This window comes from Bradyrhizobium ferriligni, from assembly GCF_056837965.1.
Window position 1 is genome coordinate 24,941 of record NZ_JBXEJO010000018.1, and the last position, 17,653, is coordinate 42,593.

Consider the following 17,653-nt stretch of genomic DNA (forward strand, 5'->3'; position numbering starts at 1 on the left):
CCTCAGCCCTTCGAGAACGTCTTGCGTGGATCGAAGGCGTCGCGCGCGGCTTCGCCGATGAAGATCAGGAGCGACAGCATGATCGCGACCGAGAAGAATCCGGTGAGGCCGAGCCACGGCGCCTGCACGTTGGCCTTGCCCTGCGACAGCAATTCGCCGAGCGAGGGCGAACCGGGCGGCAGGCCGAAGCCGAGGAAATCCAGCGCCGTCAGCGTCATCACCGAGGACGAGACGATGAAGGGCAGGAACGTCATGGTCGCGACCATCGCGTTCGGCAGCAGGTGGCGGAACATGATCACGCCGTTGGACACGCCGAGCGCGCGCGCCGCCTGGATGTATTCGAAGTTGCGGCCGCGCAGGAACTCGGCGCGCACCAGGCCGACCAGCGAGACCCAGGAGAACAACAGCAGGATGCCGAGCAGGATGAAGAAGCCCGGCGGCAGCACCGCCGAAATGATCAGCAGCAGATAGAGCGAGGGGATCGCGGTCCAGATCTCGATCAGCCGCTGGAACATGAGATCGGTCCAGCCGCCGAAATAGCCCTGCACGCCGCCGGCGGCGATGCCGATGATCGAGGACAGGATGGTCAGCGTCAGGCCGAACAGCACCGAGATGCGGAAGCCGTAGATCAGCCGCGCGACCACGTCGCGGCCCTGATCGTCGGTGCCGAGCCAGTTGTATTCGAGGTCGCGGCACCCGGTCAGTCCCTTCCGCTTCACCACGTCCTTGCACTGCTCTTCGGTCAGGAGCCAGGTCGGCTTCGACGGCACCGCCGTCGGCGGATCGAGGTTGCGGCTGTCGTAGGAGTAACGGATCGGCGGCCAGATCATGCTGCCGCCCTTGGCGGCGATCTGCTTCTGCAGGTAAGGATCGCGATAATCGGCTGCGGTCTCGAAGTCACCGCCGAACGTGGTCTCGGCGTAGGTGAAGATCACCGGCCAGTACAGGCGGCCGTCATATTTGACCATCAGCGGCTTGTCGTTGGCGATGAAATTGGCGAACAGCGACGCCACGAACAGCACGAGGAAGATCCAGAACGACCAGTAGCCGCGGCGATTGGCCTTGAAGTTCTGCCAGCGCCGCCTGTTCAGCGGCGACGGCGAAAAGCCGTGCCGCGTCGCGGGCACCGCCTCGCCGAGCGGCGATTGCGTCGAGGTCTCGACCGGTTGGGGCGCGAGCATCGTCATCAGACCTCCCGCGCTTCAAAGTCGATCCGTGGATCGATCCACATATAGGCGAGATCGGAGAGCAGATTGACCACCAGTCCGACCAGCGAGAAGATGAACAGCGTCCCGAACACCACCGGATAGTCGCGGTTCAACACGCTCTCGAAGCCAAGCAGGCCGAGCCCGTCGAGCGAGAAGATGGTTTCGATCAGCAGCGAGCCGGAGAAGAACGCGTGGATGAACGCGCCGGGGAAGCCGGCGATCACGATCAGCATGGCGTTGCGGAAGATGTGGCCGTACAGCACCTGGCGCTCGCTGCAACCCTTGGCGCGCGCGGTCATCACATATTGCTTGCGGATCTCGTCGAGGAACGAGTTCTTGGTCAGCAGGGTCATGGTGGCGAAGGCGCCGAGCGCCATCGATACCAGCGGCAGCGTCAGGTGCCAGAAATAGTCGATGATCTTCCAGTACCAGGGGAATTGCGCCCAGCCGTCCGAGGTCAGGCCGCGCAGCGGAAAGATATTGAGGAATGAGCCGCCGGCAAACAGCACGATCAGGAGGATCGCGAACAGGAAGCCCGGTATCGCAAAGCCGATGATGATCACCGCCGAGGTCCAGGTATCGAACCGCGAGCCGTCCTGTACCGCCTTGCGGATGCCGAGCGGGATCGAGATCAGATAGGTCAGCAGCGTCATCCAGATGCCGAGCGACATCGAGACCGGCAGCTTCTCCTTGATCAGCTGCAGCACGCTGACGCTGCGGAAATAGCTGTTGCCGAAATCGAACCGCGCGAAATTCCACACCATCAGCGCGAACCGCTCCGGCGCCGGCTTGTCGAAGCCGAACTGCACCTCGAGCTTCTTGATGAAATCAGGATCGAGGCCCTGCGCGCCGCGGTATTTCGAGTTGATGGCCGCGCCGGCGCCCGCGCCCTGGCCGCGCTGCGCGCCGAAATCGCCGCCGCCTCCCGACACCCGCGACGTGCCGCCGGTGTCGGCGCCGTTGATCTGCGCGATGACACGCTCGACCGGACCGCCGGGGGCAAACTGCACGACCACGAAGGAGACGAACAGGATGCCGAGCAGCGTTGGCAGCATCAGGAAGATACGTCGGGCGATATAGGCGCTCATCGGCTACTTCGCCTGCTCGAGCTTCGCGGCCTTGGCCGCATCATACCACCAGTTCTCCGGGGCGCCGACGCCCTGGGCATATTTCGCCAGCTTCTCGGTATGGCCGAACTGGTCCCAATAAGCGATCGGGTGCGTGTTGCGGTACCATTGCGGCACCCAGTAGCGGCCGGCGCGGAACACGCGGTCGAAGGCGCGGCAGGCGATCGTCAGCTCATGGCGGCTGTTGGCGCCGATGATCTTCTCGATCAGCACGTCGATCGCGGGATTGGCGATGCCTGCGAGATTGTAGGAGCCCTTGGTCTTCGCGGCGTGCGAGGAGAAGAACGGCCGCATGCTGTCGCCGGGCGTCGCCGAGAAGCTGAAGCGCTGCATGGTCATGTCGAAATCGAAATCTTCCACCCGGGCGCGGTACTGCACCGCGTCGACCAGACGGAACGTTGCCGCGATGCCGAGCGTGCCGAGGTTCTTGATGTAAGGCCCATGGTGCGGCTGCAGCGAGGGCTCATCGTTGAGGAATTCGATGGTGATGGGCTCGCCGTTCGGCAGCACGCGCTTGCCGTCCTTGACGACACAGCCGGCCTCGTTGAGCAGCTGCACCGCCTTGCGCAGCAGCGCGCGATCCTGGCCGGAACCGTCGGACATCGGCGGCACGAACGGCAGGCCGAACACCTCATCGGGCACCTGGCCGCGGAACGGCTCGAGCAGCGCCAGCTCCTCCGGCGAGGGAGGCCCATCCGCCACCATATCCGAGTTCTGGAACGGCGACACGGTGCGCGCATAGGCATCGTACATGATGGTCTTGTTGGTCCACTCGAAGTCGAAGGCGCAGATCAGCGCCTCGCGCACGCGTGGATCCTTGAACTTGTCGCGGCGCGTGTTGATGAACCAGCCCTGTGCGCCGGACGGCGTATCGTCGGGCAGGGTCTCGCGCTTGACGCGGCCATCCTTCACCGCGGGGAAATCGTAGCGTGTCGCCCAGACGCGCGCGGTGAACTCCTCGCGGAACAGATAGCTCTTCGAGGTGAAGCCCTCGAACGCCACATCGCGGTCGCGATAGAATTCGTAGCGCACGGTGTCGAAATTGTAGCTGCCGCGATTGACCGGCAGCTCGGCGCCCCACCAGTCCTTGATGCGGTCGAATTCGACGTAGCGGTTGACCTCGAACCGGCCGACCTTGTACGGCCCCGAGCCGAGCGGCGCATCGAGCGTCGAGTCCTCGAAGGACCGGTTCGCGTAATAGGCCTTGGAAAAAATCGGCAGGCCCGCGACATAGAGCGGCACGTCGCGCGCGCGCCCCGCCGCGAAGGTCACCACCACGGTCGCGTCATCGGGCGCCTCGGCCTTGACGAAGTCGCGCAGCTGCACCTGGATCAGAGGGTGGCCTTTTTCCTTCAGCGTATTGAGCGAGAAGGCGACATCCTGCGCGGTCAGCTTCGAGCCGTCATGGAAGCGCGCCTCGGGGCGCATGGTGAAGCGGTAGGTCAGCTTGTCCGGCGAGATCTGCACCGAACTCGCGGAATAGCCGTACATCGCGTCGGGCTCGTCGTTGGCGCGCGACATCAGCGTCGCGAACGTCATGTCCATGCCCTGCGCGCCTTCGCCCTTGAGGACGTAGGCATTCAGCGAATTGAAGGTGTAGTAGGACTGGTTGTAACCGCGCACCCACGGGATCACCGAGAACGCCCCGCCCTTTGGCGCCTTCGGATTGACGTAGTCGAAGATCTTGAAATCCGCCGGATATTTCAGGTCGCCGAACACCGACATGCCGTGCATCCCGGTTCCGTTGTCGGCCACCGCCGGTGCAGCACGCAAGCCTGCAGCACTCAACGCACCGATGCCGAGACCGAGTGCGTGCCGACGGGAGAATAGCGCCATGCGCGAATCCTTGAGTTTTATGAACGCTTGAGCTTGGCCGCCTTGTCGGCGTCGTACCACCAAAGATTTGGGAATCCCGAAACAGCGTATTTCGGCAGCGGGTCGGGATGGCTGAAGCGATCCCAATAGACATAGCGCTGCTTGTCGTAATTGAAGTGTGGAACAAGATAGAAGTTCCAGAGCAAGACCCGGTCCAGCGCCTTGGCGGCGGCGACCTGATCGACGCGGCTGGTGGCGAAGATGATGCGTTCGATGATGGCATCGACCGCCGGATTCTTGATGCCGGGAAGATTGTTCGAGCCGGGCCGGTCGGCCGCCTGCGAACCGAAATTGTCGCGCTGCTCGTTGCCGGGCGAGATCGATTGTCCCCAGACCTGGGTTACCATCTCGAAATCGTATTCGCGGACCCGGTTCTGATACTGCACCGTGTCCACGGCACGCAGATTGACGGTGATGCCGAGGCGCTCAAGGCTCGGCTTGTAGAACAGTGCGATCCGCTCCATACCGGAATCGCCGCTGTTGCCGAGTATCTCGACCGTGAACGGCTGACCGGACGAATCGACCAGCTTGCGGTCGCGAATCTCGAAGCCGGCTTCCTTCAACAGCCGCGTCGCCTCGCGCAGATTGGCGCGCACGTTTTCCGGTGTGCCGCCGACCGGATCCTTGTAGGGCGTCGTGAAGACTTCCGGCGGCACCTTGTCGCGCACTGTCTCCAGGATCTCGAGCTCCTTGCCTTCCGGCAGGCCGGTCGCCATCAGATCGGGGATGCCGTCGAAATAGCTTGAATCGCGATGATAGTCGCCGGTCGAAAGCACGCGGTTCATCTCTTCGAAATCGAACGCGTAGTTGAAGGCGCGGCGCAGTCTGGGGTCGGCGAATTTCGGGCGCCTCAGGTTGAACACCCAGCCCTGCATCCGACCCTGGTTGCGGACGGTGAAGAGCTCCTTGAGCAGCCGCTTCTCACGCACCGGCGGAACGTCGTAGGCCGACGCCCACTCCTTCGCGCTGCGCTCGCCGTACCAATCGAACTGGTCGGCCTTCAGCGCCTCGCGCGCGACCGTGTCGTCGCGGAAATATTCGTAGCGCAGTTCGTCGAAATTGTTCTGTCCGATCGCGATCGGAATGTCCTTGCCCCAGTAGTCCTTGACGCGCTCAAGCACGACCGACCGTCCGGCGACGAACTCCTTGATCCGATAGGGACCCGAGCCGAGCGGCGGCTCCAGCGTGCTCGCGCTGATGTCACGCTTCTTGCCCTGCGCGTCGGTGCCTTCCCACCAATGCTTGGGCAAAATGGTGAGCTGGCCGGTAATCATCGGCAGCTCGCGGTTGCCTGCGCTGTCGAAGGTGAACTTGACGTCGCGATCGCCGATCTTCTCGGCCTTTACGATATGCCGGTAGTAGGCGCTGAACATCGGGCTGTTCGCCTTCCACGACTCGAAGGAGAAGATCACGTCCTCCGGCGTGACCGGCTTGCCGTCGTGCCAGCGTGATCCGGGCCGCAGGCGGTAGATCACATAGGAGAAATCATCGGGAAAGGCTGCCGCCTCGGCGAGTTCGCCGTAATAGGTATCGGGCTCGTCGAGCGAGGCCTCCATCAGCGAGTCGTAGATGCGAGCGACAGCCGCCGACACGGAGCCCTTCAACCCCGCAACGACGAGGTTGAAGCTGTCATAGGTGCCGGGCTGGAACAGCCGCACCACGCCGCCCTTCGGCGCGTCCGGCTTGACGTAGTCGTAGCGCTTGAAGTCGGCGGGATATTTGATTTCGCCGTAGGTCGAGAGGCCGTGCCGCCATTTCAGCCCGTTGGGGGCATCGTCGGCGAAGGCCGGCGTGATCGCCGACAGGCCGGGGGTGAGTCCGAGCGCCGGAGCCATTGCCGCCAGTGCGCTGCCTTGAAGGAGGTGTCGTCGGGTGATCGCCAAATTCGGTCTTCCTGCTTGCGGCCCCGCTTACATGGGACCCAATATAAGGCAACGGTTCGACAAATTACGTTGCTTTTTCCTCATGATATTGGCCCGGGAACAATATCGGTGCGGCGAAACGTCCCGATAACAACCCCGCGACAACGGATTCCCCATGCGAAAACGGCCAGGCATTGCCTGGCCGTTTCATCCGCATGCTTGCGCGAAGCAAATCGTTACTTCGAGGCGGTCGGGAGCGGAGCCGGGTGCTCCGAGTTCGAATTCAGATAGGCGATGATGTCGGCGCGCTCGCTGTCCTTCGGCACGCCGGCGAAGCCCATCGCGGTGCCCGGGATGAAGCCCTTCGGGTTGGTCAGGAACTTGTTGAGGTCGTCGAACGACCATTCGCCGCCCTTGCCCTTCATCGCAGCCGAGAAATTGAAGCCACGGCCCTCGCCCTTCTTCTCGCCGACGACGCCGAACAGGTTCGGACCGACGCGGTTGGGACCGCCCTTCTCGAAGGTGTGGCAGGCCTGGCACTTCTTGGCGGCCGCCGCGCCCTTCTCGACGGAAGCGGTCTGCAGCAGCTTCTCGATCGGCTCGGATGCGGCCGCAGCGGCCTCGCCGCCACCGCCATGGGACTCTTCCTTCACCGCGATCTCAAAACCCGGCTTCTCCGGCAGCTTCGGCGCGAATTTCGCGCTGGCGGCAAAGCTCATCACCAGGACGACGATGCAGGTGCCGAGAACCGCACCGAGGATTTTGTTGAGTTCGAAGGAGTCCATTTTTGGTCAGGCTCCGGGCCTTGAATGTCGACTTCAGGCCGGGAATACGGCCGCGGGGAAAGACCTGGGAATCGGCCTTATCGCACCGCCCCAAGCAGGGTTGAGATATCGGTTTGCCCGCGCTCTGGCAACCCGTATAAACGCGCCGAATTCAACCTCCTCCCCGGCAATTTCCGCAGGCCGGACGGGCCCCGACACGAATGACCCAACCCCGTACCTTGGTGCTGATTCCGGCTCGCATGGCCGCCACCCGGTTGCCAGGAAAACCGCTGCTCGAGATCGCCGGCGTGCCGATGATCGTCCATGTGCTGCGGCGGGCCGAGGCGGCAGGCATCGGCCGGGTTGCGGTCGCCACCGACACGGCCGAGATCGCTACGGCGGTGAAGGCTGCCGGAGGCGAGGTCGTGATGACCCGCCCCGACCACCCGTCCGGCTCGGACCGGATTTATGAAGCGATGACGACCCTCGACCCAGCCGGCCATGCCGAGATCGTGGTCAATCTGCAGGGCGATTTCCCGACCATCAGTCCCGAGACCATCCGCAGCGTGATGCCGGCGCTCGACGATCCCGCAGTCGACATCTCGACCCTGGCCTCGCGCATCCATAGCGAGGAGGAGGATCAGGCCCCCAGCGTCGTCAAGGCAGTCGGCTCGCCGATCGGGCCGAACCGGTTGCGCGCGCTGTATTTCACGCGCGCCACCGCGCCCCATGGCGACGGGCCGCGCTACCATCATATCGGTCTCTACGCCTATCGCCGCGCCGCGCTGGAGCGGTTCGTAGCGCTGCCGCCCTCGCCGCTGGAGCAGCAGGAAAAGCTCGAGCAGCTCCGCGCGCTGGAAGCGGGGATGCGGATCGACATCACCATCGTCGACACCGTCCCGCGCGGCGTCGACACCCCGGCCGACCTCGAAACCGCCCGGCGGATACTTTCCAAAGCCTGACCGGCTGGTAAAAGGCCACCCATGACCAAGAAGCTGAAAATCGCGTTCCAGGGCGAACCTGGCGCCAATTCCCATATCGCAATCGTCGAGGCCTATCCCGACGCCGAGCCGATGCCCTGCCCGACCTTCGAGGACGCGCTGGCGGCGATTTCCTCGGGCGAGGCCGATCTCGGCATGATCCCGATCGAGAATTCGGTCGCCGGCCGCGTCGCCGATATCCACCATCTCTTGCCGGCCTCGGGCCTGTTCATCGTCGGCGAATGGTTCTTGCCGATCCGCCACCAGCTGATGGCGATCAAGGGCACCAAGCTCGCCGACATCAAGAGCGTGGAGAGCCACGTCCACGCGCTCGGCCAGTGCCGCCGCGTCATCCGCAAGCTCGGCATCAAGCCGATCGTCGCCGCCGACACCGCCGGCAGCGCCCGCGACATCTCCGAGCGCGGCGACAAGAGCGTGGCGGCGATCGCCTCCCGCCTCGCGGCCGATATCTACGGCCTCGACATTCTCGCCGAGGACATCGAGGACGAGGCCCACAACACCACCCGCTTCGTCGTGCTGGCGCGCGAGGCCAAATGGGCCGCGCAGGGCTCGGGGCCGCTGGTCACGACTTTTGTCTTCCGGGTGCGCAACTTGCCCGCCGCGCTCTACAAGGCGCTGGGCGGCTTTGCCACCAACGGCGTCAACATGACCAAGCTCGAAAGCTACATGGTCGACGGCAATTTCTTCGCCACGCAATTCTATGCCGATGTCGACGGTCACCCCGACGACCGCGGGCTCGCCTTTGCGATCGAGGAATTGAAATTCTTCTCGCGCGAATTCCGCATCGTCGGTGTCTATCCCGGCCACCCGTTCCGCGCGACCTTCAGCGAGACGCAGGACTGAGCCGCACGCGCCGTCCTCCATACGTCGTCCCGGCGAAGGCCGGGACCCATACGCCGCAGCGGACGTTGTGGGTGGGACTCGTCGTTCAAGCGTCGCGCAACAATCACCACCGGTGGTTATGGGTCCCGGCCTGCGCCGGGACGACAATCTTTATGCCGCCCTCTTCGCGAGCCCGAACGCCTCGGCAAGCAGGCTGTACGACTTCTTCCGCGCCGCGTGGTCGTAGACCGCTGATATCACCATCAGCTCGTCGGCCTGGGTCGCCGCGATCAGCGGCTGCAGCTTCGTCATCACGGTTGCGGGGCTGCCGACGAAGAGACGGGCGCGGTTGCGCGCGATCGAGGCGCGCTCGGCGGCGGTGTAGGGATAGGCTTCTGCCTCCTCGACGCTAGGCAGCGGCAGATACTGGCCGCGGTCGCGGCGCAGCCGGTTGAGATCCATCGACATCGCAAGCCGCTCGGCTTCCGCGTCGGTCTCCGCCGTAACAACCGCGACCGCCAGGATCGACTGCGGCGTCGCGCGCCAGCCCGATGGCTTGAAATGCGCGCGGTAGTTCGTCATCGCTGCAATTGCGTCGTGAGTGGCAAAATGATGCGCGAATGCAAAGCCCATCCCGACCTGGGCTGCGAGCTCGGCGGAATAGTCGCTCGAGCCGAGCAGCCAGATCGGCGGCAACGGCGAGTCATCCGGCATCGCCACCACATTGTTGTAGGGATGGCCGGGTGGGAAATCGCGCGTCTCCCACAAGGTCAGCTCGTGCAGCCGCTCGAGGAAATCATCGCCCTCGCGGCGATCGAGCCGGCTGCGCAGCGCGTAGGCGGTGGCGCCGTCGGTGCCGGGCGCGCGGCCGAGGCCGAGATCGATGCGGCCGGGAAACAGCGCCTCCAGCATCTTGAAGCGTTCGGCGACGACCAGCGGCGCATGGTTGGGCAGCATCACGCCGCCGGAGCCGACACGGATATGCTGCGTCACCGCCGCGATCTGCCCGATCATCAGATCGGGCGCCGGACTCGCGACGGAAGCAAGGTTGTGGTGTTCGGCGAGCCAATAGCGTGTGTAGCCGAGACCATCGACATGGCGCGCCAGATCGATGCTGTTGCGGAGCGCAGCGGCCGGCCTGGTGCCAGTGGTGACGACGGACAGGTCGAGGACGGAGAGCGGAATCATGGCCGTCAACCTAGTGTGGCGCCACGGGGCGACAAAGGCCCCGGCCGCGCAGACCAGTCCCGCAGCGGAACGTCGGCGCCAGCAGTCGCTGATTTTGGGACGATATACGTCGATTCATTGATGCGCCAAACTACCCACAATCGATTTCGACCTCCAATCACTTGGAAAATCATTATTATATCAATATTTTCAATACATTAATACTGCAATCGCGAAACAGACTACCTGCCCACCGAACGTTCTTGATAGTCAATTTTTGCCGAATCGACGCCACGAATGGGCAATTTCCCATATCCGATGGGCTGTTTGATCCCACGCGTTTGGCTTATCTTAGGGCCTTCATATCCAGGCCGGACGTCTGCCCTCCAGTTGCGGAGCCTTTGCGTATCATGACCGAGACCATTTCCTCCGTGCCGAACGCACCGCGTGCGCCCAAGGCGCCGAAAATCTCCTTCGAGTTCTTCCCGCCGAAGACCGAGGAGATGGAGCGCAATCTCTGGGAGACGATCAATCGCCTGGCGCCGCTGACGCCGAACTTCGTCTCGGTCACCTACGGCGCCGGCGGCTCGACCCGCGAGCGCACCCATTCCACGATCACCCGCATCCTGCGCGAGACCGATCTGCTGCCGGCCGCGCATCTGACCTGCGTCAGCGCCTCGCGCGGCGAGATCGACGACATCGTCGACCGCTATCATGAGGTCGGCGTCCGTCACATCGTCGCGCTGCGCGGCGATCCGCCCGGCGGCATCGGCACGCCGTACTTCACCCATCCGGACGGCTACCAGAGCTCGGCCGAGCTCGTCGCCGGAATCAAGAGGCGCCACGCCGACATCGAGATCTCGGTGTCCGCCTATCCGGAGAAGCATCCGGAAGCGAAGGATTTCGACGCCGACATCGACACGTTGAAGGCCAAGGTCGACGCCGGCGCGACGCGCGCGATTACCCAGGTGTTCTTCGACAACGACCTCTACCACCGCTACGTCGACCGGGTGCGCGCGCGCGGCATCGAGATTCCGATCGTGCCGGGCATCATGCCGATGCACAATTTCAAGCAGGCGCGCAATTTCGTGACGCGCGCCGGCACCAGCGTGCCGGACTGGCTCGCCGAGAAGTTCGAGGGCCTCGACAACGACGCCGAGACCCGCAAGCTGGTCGCCGCCACCGTCGCCGCCGGCCAGGTGCAGAAGCTGTTCAAGCACGGCGTCGACACCTTCCACTTCTACACCATGAACCGCGCGGACCTCGTGTTCGCGATCAGCCACCTGCTCGGCATCCGGCCGAACGGTGCCCAGAAAGCTGCCTGACACATGTCCGTTCCCGTTTCCCCCAAGCGTAACGCTTTGCTCGCGGCTGCCCGCGAGCGCATCCTGGTGCTCGACGGCGCCATGGGCACGATGATCCAGGGCCTGCAATTCGACGAAGCCGCTTTCCGCGGCGCGCGCTTTGCGGACTTCCACCGCGACATCAAGGGCAACAACGATCTGTTGATCCTGACCCAGCCCGCTGCGATCACGGACATCCACGCCGCATATCTGCGCGCCGGCGCCGACATCGTCGCGACCAACACCTTCTCCTCGACCTCGATCGCGCAGGCCGACTACGACATGTCGGACCTCGCCTATGAGCTGAACCTGCAGGGTGCTCGCCTGGCGCGCACCGCCGCCGAGCGGGTGAGCGCCGAAGACGGCAAGCCGCGCTTTGTCGCGGGCGCGCTCGGCCCGACCAACCGCACCGCCTCGATCTCGCCCGACGTCTCCAATCCCGGCTATCGCGCGGTCACCTTCGACGATCTGCGCAAGGCCTATGGCGAACAGGCCAAGGGCCTGCTCGACGGCGGCGCCGACCTGCTGCTGGTCGAGACCATCTTCGACACGCTGAACGCCAAGGCCGCGCTGTACGCGATTTCCGAGATCATCGAGGAGCGCGGCATCGACGTGCCCGTGATGATTTCCGGCACCATCACCGACAAGTCCGGCCGCCTGCTCTCCGGGCAATTGCCGGAGGCGTTCTGGCATTCGGTGCGGCACGCCAGGCCGATCACGATCGGCTTCAACTGCGCACTCGGCGCCGAGGATCTGCGCGCGCACATCGCCGATATCGGCCGCGTCGCCGACACGCTCGTGTGTGCGTACCCGAATGCCGGCCTGCCCAACGAATTCGGCCAGTATGACGAGACGCCGGACTACATGGCGCGGCTGATCGGTGAGTTCGCCGCCGCCGGCCTCGTCAACATCGTCGGCGGCTGCTGCGGCACCACGCCCGACCACATCGCGGCGATCGCCAAGGCCGTCGCCCCGCACAAGCCGCGCGTGGTGCCCGAGATCGCACCGCGGCTCAGGCTGTCCGGCCTCGAGCCGTTCACGCTGACCGACGCCATCCCGTTCGTGAATGTCGGCGAGCGCACCAACGTCACCGGCTCCGCACGCTTCCGCAAGCTGATCACCGCCGGCGACTACACCGCCGCGCTGCAGGTCGCGCGCGACCAGGTCGAGAACGGCGCCCAGGTCATCGACGTCAACATGGACGAGGGCCTGCTCGATTCCGAAGCGGCGATGGTGACGTTCCTCAACCTCGTCGCCGCCGAGCCCGACATCGCGCGGGTGCCCGTGATGGTCGACTCGTCGAAATTCCACGTCATCGAAGCCGGCCTGAAATGCATCCAGGGCAAGCCGATCGTGAACTCGATCTCGATGAAGGAAGGCGAGGAGAAATTCCTGCACGAAGCGACGGTCGCCAAACGTCACGGCGCCGCCGTCGTGGTGATGGCGTTCGACGAGACCGGCCAGGCCGACACGTTCGCGCGCAAGACCGAAATCTGCAAGCGCGCCTACGATATCCTGGTTGGCCGGCTCGACTTCCCGCCCGAGGACATCATCTTCGATCCGAATATCTTCGCGATCGCGACCGGCCTCGAGGAGCACAACAATTACGGTGTCGACTTCATCGAGGCGACGCGCTGGATTCGCCAGAACCTGCCGGGCGCCCACATCTCGGGCGGCGTCTCCAACCTGTCGTTCTCGTTCCGCGGCAACGAGCCGGTGCGCGAGGCGATGCACTCGGTGTTCCTGTATCATGCGATCCATGCCGGCATGGACATGGGCATCGTCAATGCTGGGCAGATGATCGTCTATGACGACATCGACCCCGAGCTGCGCCAGACCTGCGAGGACGTGATCCTCAACCGCGATCCCGGCGCCTCCGAGCGGCTCCTGGCGCTGGCCGAGAAATTCCGCGGCAAGGAGAAGCAGACCAAGGAGCAAGATCTCGCCTGGCGCGAATGGCCGGTCGAGAAGCGGCTGTCCCACGCGTTGGTGCACGGCATCACCGAGTTCATCGAACAGGACACCGAGGCCGCCCGCCAGAACGCGTCCCGTCCGCTCGACGTCATCGAGGGCCCGCTGATGGCCGGCATGAACGTGGTCGGCGACCTGTTCGGCGACGGCAAGATGTTCCTGCCGCAGGTCGTGAAGTCGGCCCGCGTGATGAAGCAGGCGGTCGCCTATCTGATGCCGTTCATGGAGGAGGAGAAGGCGCGCAACCTCGCCAACGGCATCACCGGCGGCCGCAACGCCGCGGGCAAGATCGTGCTTGCGACGGTGAAGGGCGATGTCCACGACATCGGCAAGAACATCGTCGGCATCGTGCTCCAGTGCAACAATTTCGAGGTCATCGACCTCGGCGTCATGGTGCCCGCCAACAAGATCATCGAGACCGCGAAGGCCGAGGGCGCCGACATCATCGGCCTGTCCGGCCTGATCACGCCCTCGCTCGACGAGATGAGCTTCCTCGCCGGCGAGCTGCAACGGCAGGGCATGAACCTGCCGCTCCTGATCGGCGGCGCCACCACGAGCCGCGTGCATACCGCGGTCAAGATCGACCCGAACTATCCGGGCGGCCCGGTCGTGCACGTCAACGATGCGAGCCGCGCCGTCGGCGTCGCCTCCTCGCTGCTGTCGGCCGAGAAGAAGCGGGCTTACGCCGCCGAGGTGCGGGCCGAATACGCAAAAATCTCGACGGCGCATTTCCGCGCCCAGGCCGACAAGAAGCGGCTGAAGCTGGGCGACGCCCGCGCCAACAAGGTCGCGATCGACTTTGCGGCAGCGCCGCCGAAGAAGCCGGCCTTCTTCGGGCTGAAGAGTTTTGACGCCTACGATCTCGCCGAGCTCGCGGACTACATCGACTGGACGCCGTTCTTCCAGACCTGGGAATTGACCGGCCGCTTCCCGGCGATCCTCGACGATCCCAAGGTCGGCGAGGTCGCCCGCTCGCTCTATGCCGACGCGCGCAAGATGCTCGACACCATCATCAAGGAGAAGTGGTTCACTGCCCGCGCCACCGTCGGCTTCTGGCCGGCGAACGCCGTCGGCGACGACATCGAGGTCTATGCCGACGAGACGCGGAAGCAGAAGATCGCGACCTTCCACACGCTGCGCCAGCAGCTCGAGAAGCGCGAGGGCCGCTTCAACGCCGCGCTGTCCGACTTCATCGCGCCGAAGGAAACCGGCATCGCCGACTATATCGGCGGCTTCGTCGTCACCGCGGGGATCGGCGAGGATGCGGTCGCGGACCGCTTCAAGAACGCCAATGACGACTACTCCTCGATCCTGTGCAAGGCGCTGGCCGATCGCCTGGCCGAAGCCTTCGCCGAGCGCATGCACCAGCGGGTGCGCAAGGAGTTCTGGGCCTATGCGCCCGACGAGGCGTGGTTGGCGGACGAACTGATCCTTGAGAAATATGACGGCATCCGCCCCGCGCCCGGCTATCCGGCGCAGCCCGACCACACCGAGAAGCGGACGCTGTTCGCGCTGCTCGACGCAGAGAATACTGCCGGCGTAAAGCTGACCGAGAGCTTTGCGATGTGGCCGGGCTCGTCGGTCTCGGGCCTGTACTTCTCGCATCCCGAAAGCTTCTACTTCGGTGTCGGCAAGATCGAGCGCGACCAGGTCGAGGACTATGCCGCGCGCAAGGCCATGACGGTCGCCGAGATCGAGCGCTGGCTGGCACCGGTGCTGAACTACATCCCCGCGCAGGACGGCGCCAAGGGATCGGCGATCGCGCCCGCCGCGACGCCCGCCAACGACGCGGAGCTGGCCTCGCATCCGCAGGGCTGCACCTGCGCGGTGCACCTCGCCTGGCGCAAGAAGAAGGTGGGTGCGGGATAGCTCTTTCTTCCCTTCTCCCCTTGTGGGAGAAGGTGGCTCGCATCGACAGATGCGAGCCGGATGAAGGGTCTCTGTCCGCGGAGGCAGACCCCTCACCCGTCCGCGATGCTGCCGCATCGCGTCCACCCTCTCCCACAAGGGGAGAGGGGAAGAAATGCGGGGTGCACTCCATGCAGTTCTTCTCCTTCTGGCGATCGCTGGCGAGCTTTCGGGTGCGGATTGCGCTCAACCTCAAGGGCGTGGCCGCCGATGTCGTCTTCGTCGATCTCGATGCGGACGCGCATCGCACCGACGCCTATCGCAAAATCAATCCGCAGATGGCACTGCCGGCGCTGGTGACCGACGACGGCACCGTGCTGTTCCAGTCGCTGGCGATCATCGACTGGCTCGACGAGGCTTTTCCGACGCCGTCGCTGCTGCCGGCGGATGCGCTCGGCCGCGCCCGGGTGCGCGGGCTGGCGCTGATCGTCGCCTGCGAGGGCCATCCGCTGCTGACGCCGCGGGTGCGCCGCTATCTCGACCGCGAGCTCGATTTGCGCGACAGCCAGCAGAACGCCTGGCGGCGGCACTGGACGGTCGAGACGCTGGCGGCGCTCGAGGGCCACCTCGCCGGCCACAAGGCGACCGGCCGGTTCTGCCACGGCGATGCGCCGACCCTTGCCGACATCTGCCTGGTCGGCCATGTCACGGCGGCGATCAACCAGCAGATCAGCCTGTCGCCCTGGCCGACCGTGAAGCGCATCCACGAGACCGCCATGGCGCTGCCGGCCTTCGCCAACGCGCATCCGTCCGCGCAGCCGGATACACCGGAAGCGATGCGGGCGAAGTAGGTTGCGGACGCGTTGCAAAGGACACGCAGAGGCGCAAGCGTGTGCGCGGTTCTCCCTCGACCGTCGTCCCGGCGAAGGCCGGGACCGATACGCCGCGGTGGATGTTGCGGATGGGACTGGTCGTTCCAGCATCGCATAACCATTTGCAGCGGTGGTTATGGGTCCCGGCCTTCGCCGGGACGACACTGAGTGTGTTGCACGGGCTGTGAGTCATACTTGCGCATTTCTCACTTGCGCATTCTCATTCCCCGATGCGCAATTGCGCACCGGGGAATGACGACGGAGAGAGATGACGCTATGCCGCCCTAACCGCTCGGCGGCGCCAGTGGCTGCACGATCTCCTGGAACGGCGGCAGCGCCTCGCAGCGCGCGGCGTGGGCCTTGAGCGCCGGATAGCGTGCGTCAAACAGATGCGGATGCGCCTCGCCGGTGAAGCGCAGCGCGCAGGCCACCGCGACGTCGGCGTGACCGATGCGATCCCCCAGCCAATATGGCGACGTTACCGCCGCGCGCTCCTGCTCCAGCACCGCAAGCACGCCCGCGATCTGCGCCTCGCAGCGCTCGACCCAGAGTTTCAACTGCTCCTTGCGCAGCACGCGCTCATAGACAAGGCTCACCGCCTTGTCGGCGAGCCCGGTCGCCAGCGCCGTGATGCGCAGATGCTTGCGCCGCTCGGGCCCCGAGCGCGCGATCATCGCCTTGTCCGGCCCGACCAGCTCGTCGAGATAATCCAGGATCGCACCGCTCTCGATCAGCGCCTCGCCGTCATCGAGCACCAGCGTCGGCACCCGCCGCACCGGGTTGTAGGCCGCAACCTTCTCCGCATCGCCGAAGGTCGACCACGGCTTGTGCTCAAACGGCAATCCATAGAGCCGCAGCGCGATCGCGGTGCGGCGGACAAAGGGCGAGTCGTATTGGCCGATCAAAAGCATCTGTCATCTCGTCGGTCATGCCGCGGCAAGGAGCTGCCCTCGAAAGCAGGGCTTTCGAGGTGTGGCGGCCACGCCGGGTCAAAGGTTGCGCTTTGCACCATCCTAGATGGGTTGCGTCGCGTTGCAACATGCCGAGTCATTCCGGTAAAGCATTGCCTGCCATTAATTCCGCTGAGGCAGCCGTGCTCGCTCAGCGTGCCGTTCCTGCCTGGTGCGCAACGGGTCCCGGGTCGCGCTTACGCTTGCCCGGGACGACGGCAGAGCAGCTACCCAATCACCGGCACATGCCTCGCCGCATCGCGCGGCAGTTTGCCGTCGAGCCTCGGATCGTCCGCCACCTCGATCTGCCGCAGGAACGGACGGAAGCCGGAGCGCTGGTAGAATGCGACGGCCGAGGGATGGTCGAAGGTGCAAGTGTGCACCCAGACGCGGCTGACGTCGCGCGACCAGGCGATCTCGAGCGCGCGGTTCATCAGGAAGCGTGCGGCGCCGGTGCCGATGAATTTTGCGGTGACGCCGAAATAGAGCAGCTGGCATTCGCCGGGCACGCTGAAATCGAGCTCGAGCAAGCCCTCATCCTGGCCGTCGACGGCCAGCCCGTAGAGCTCGTTGCCGGGGGCGTGGATCCTCGAGGCGAGATCGGAATCATCGAGTGCGGTGCGGGTGAACCACAGCCACTCCTCGCCGACGCGGCGGTAGAGATCGCGATACCAGTCGAGCGCGGGCGGCTCGACCTTGCGCAGGCGCTAAGCGCCGGGCGGATCGTCGCGCAGCGGCGGGCGCGCGGTCATTTCCAGATGTGTGACGACAGCGGCGATCTTGCCGCGTGGGATGTCGGAATAGCCGTCGGGCAGCAGCATTAAGCGACCTTTGTTTCCATAT

The 17,653-nt window shown here is 64.8% G+C and carries 12 protein-coding genes and 1 pseudogene; 5 read left to right on the plus strand and 8 right to left on the minus strand.

Annotated elements, in window-relative coordinates; all coding sequences use genetic code 11:
- Positions 1-2: 2 nt before the first annotated feature.
- The 5 genes from AC1VNY_RS12945 to AC1VNY_RS12965 form a co-directional block, all read right to left on the minus strand.
- A complete protein-coding gene (locus AC1VNY_RS12945) occupies positions 3-1,187 on the minus strand; it encodes an ABC transporter permease (RefSeq protein ID WP_028342296.1) in 1,185 nt (394 codons plus the stop codon).
- The gene (locus AC1VNY_RS12950) at positions 1,187-2,296 is read right to left on the minus strand and encodes a microcin C ABC transporter permease YejB (protein WP_016842625.1); all 1,110 of its coding nucleotides are present in this window, start codon (positions 2,294-2,296) and stop codon (positions 1,187-1,189) included. Before AC1VNY_RS12950 ends, AC1VNY_RS12945 begins: the two co-directional genes overlap by 1 nt.
- A 3-nt stretch (positions 2,297-2,299) precedes the next feature.
- Positions 2,300-4,171, minus strand: coding sequence for an extracellular solute-binding protein (locus AC1VNY_RS12955; protein WP_482405418.1), 1,872 nt, complete (start codon positions 4,169-4,171; stop codon positions 2,300-2,302).
- A 17-nt stretch (positions 4,172-4,188) separates the two neighbouring features.
- The gene (locus AC1VNY_RS12960) at positions 4,189-6,093 is read right to left on the minus strand and encodes an extracellular solute-binding protein (protein ID WP_482405419.1); all 1,905 of its coding nucleotides are present in this window, start codon (positions 6,091-6,093) and stop codon (positions 4,189-4,191) included.
- 215 nt (positions 6,094-6,308) lie between these two features.
- Positions 6,309-6,857 (minus strand): c-type cytochrome, encoded by a 549-nt coding sequence (locus tag AC1VNY_RS12965; RefSeq protein WP_028342300.1) that lies wholly within the window; start codon positions 6,855-6,857, stop codon positions 6,309-6,311.
- Positions 6,858-7,057: 200 nt separating this feature from the next.
- Here AC1VNY_RS12965 and AC1VNY_RS12970 point away from each other — a divergent pair, with 200 nt between their 5' ends.
- Together AC1VNY_RS12970 and AC1VNY_RS12975 are read left to right on the plus strand one after the other, a co-directional pair.
- The gene (locus tag AC1VNY_RS12970; RefSeq protein WP_482405420.1) at positions 7,058-7,798 is read left to right on the plus strand and encodes a 3-deoxy-manno-octulosonate cytidylyltransferase; all 741 of its coding nucleotides are present in this window, start codon (positions 7,058-7,060) and stop codon (positions 7,796-7,798) included.
- A gap of 21 nt (positions 7,799-7,819) precedes the next feature.
- Positions 7,820-8,680 (plus strand): prephenate dehydratase, encoded by an 861-nt coding sequence (locus AC1VNY_RS12975; RefSeq protein WP_028334659.1) that lies wholly within the window; start codon positions 7,820-7,822, stop codon positions 8,678-8,680.
- A gap of 150 nt (positions 8,681-8,830) precedes the next feature.
- On the opposite strand, the gene AC1VNY_RS12980 is transcribed toward AC1VNY_RS12975, so the two are convergent.
- Entirely contained in the window at positions 8,831-9,847 is a 1,017-nt protein-coding gene (locus AC1VNY_RS12980) for an LLM class flavin-dependent oxidoreductase (protein ID WP_482405421.1), read from the minus strand.
- 389 nt (positions 9,848-10,236) lie between these two features.
- Here AC1VNY_RS12980 and metF point away from each other — a divergent pair, with 389 nt between their 5' ends.
- The 3 genes from metF to maiA all read left to right on the plus strand — a co-directional run bounded on the left by metF (position 10,237) and on the right by maiA (position 15,839).
- Entirely contained in the window at positions 10,237-11,151 is a 915-nt protein-coding gene (metF, locus tag AC1VNY_RS12985) for a methylenetetrahydrofolate reductase [NAD(P)H] (RefSeq protein WP_016840922.1), read from the plus strand.
- Positions 11,152-11,154: 3 nt separating this feature from the next.
- Positions 11,155-15,009: a methionine synthase gene (gene metH, locus AC1VNY_RS12990; protein ID WP_482405422.1), complete on the plus strand. Its 3,855-nt coding sequence runs from the start codon at positions 11,155-11,157 to the stop codon at positions 15,007-15,009.
- Between the two features lie 170 nt (positions 15,010-15,179).
- Positions 15,180-15,839, plus strand: coding sequence for a maleylacetoacetate isomerase (maiA, locus tag AC1VNY_RS12995; RefSeq protein WP_482405423.1), 660 nt, complete (start codon positions 15,180-15,182; stop codon positions 15,837-15,839).
- A 305-nt stretch (positions 15,840-16,144) separates the two neighbouring features.
- Here maiA and AC1VNY_RS13000 read toward each other — a convergent pair whose 3' ends face one another.
- Positions 16,145-16,771 carry a glutathione S-transferase family protein gene (locus tag AC1VNY_RS13000; RefSeq protein ID WP_482405424.1) on the minus strand — a complete coding sequence of 209 codons (627 nt, stop codon included), beginning with the start codon at positions 16,769-16,771 and terminating at the stop codon, positions 16,145-16,147.
- Positions 16,772-17,037: 266 nt separating this feature from the next.
- Positions 17,038-17,631: pseudogene (locus AC1VNY_RS13005) on the minus strand (GNAT family N-acetyltransferase).
- Positions 17,632-17,653 lie beyond the last annotated feature (22 nt).